The organism is Chromatium okenii (assembly GCF_016583745.1).
In the GTDB taxonomy this organism is placed as follows: domain Bacteria; phylum Pseudomonadota; class Gammaproteobacteria; order Chromatiales; family Chromatiaceae; genus Chromatium; species Chromatium okenii.
The window spans coordinates 1-785 of the sequence record NZ_NRRQ01000110.1; the positions used below are offsets into that span (position 1 = coordinate 1).

General features: G+C 54.8%; 1 protein-coding gene. It reads left to right on the top strand.

Going from position 1 to position 785, the window contains the following annotated elements; all coding sequences use genetic code 11:
- Window positions 1-295 precede the first annotated feature (295 nt).
- A complete protein-coding gene (locus tag CKO12_RS14390; protein WP_207146398.1) occupies window positions 296-595 on the top strand; it encodes a BrnA antitoxin family protein in 300 nt (99 codons plus the stop codon).
- Window positions 596-785 lie beyond the last annotated feature (190 nt).

Here is a 785-nt window from a genome sequence, read left to right on the forward strand (position 1 = left end):
CGCCGGATACCGCCTTGCGACTTGCCCGTTATTTCGGCGGCGATGCTCAATCATGGCTGAACTTGCAAACCAGTTACGACTTGAAGCTGGCCGAGTGCCTGCTGAGTGCTGACATTGAGCGTGATGTTGTGCCTCGTGCGGCATGACTGATGCAACCGCAGTTGCTCCATTCAACGCAGCACTCCGCAGATCGCTCCCTAGCCATCAGATCGTTAAAACTGATGGGTGGTTGTCGTGGTGCATACGGAAACCGCTGACACGATTCACATCATTTCCATGCGCAAGGCGGAAAAACATGAGCAACGCAGCTATTACGAACAATTGCGATGACGCAGACGCTTTGGATGAAGCGCCGCCAATCACTGACGCGGATATGGCTCGCGCCATCCATCGGGTCGGACTGCAACCCGCACCGAGTAAGAAGATCAAGATTAACATTGCCCTCGACCCGGACGTGGTGTCATGGTTCAAACATCAGTCAGGTGAGCGGGGCTATCAAACGCTGATCAACGCCACGCTGCGCGAGGCAATGCAGCGCCGCACACTTGAAGACACGCTGCGGCGGATCATTCGGGAAGAGTTGCGGACGGGCTGAAAACACCATGAACCGATCAGCAGCGATTTGTTGCTTAACCCGCCACCACTCACTCCAGCAATACACCGCGCCGCACAAGCTCATGCAGAGTTGATCCAAGACGCATGACTTCTATCTGCATCACGGCTTTTTATTGCTGCCGCTGACAAAGCAATTGCGCTGATCACCCCTCAAACAATTCCTCCGCTTG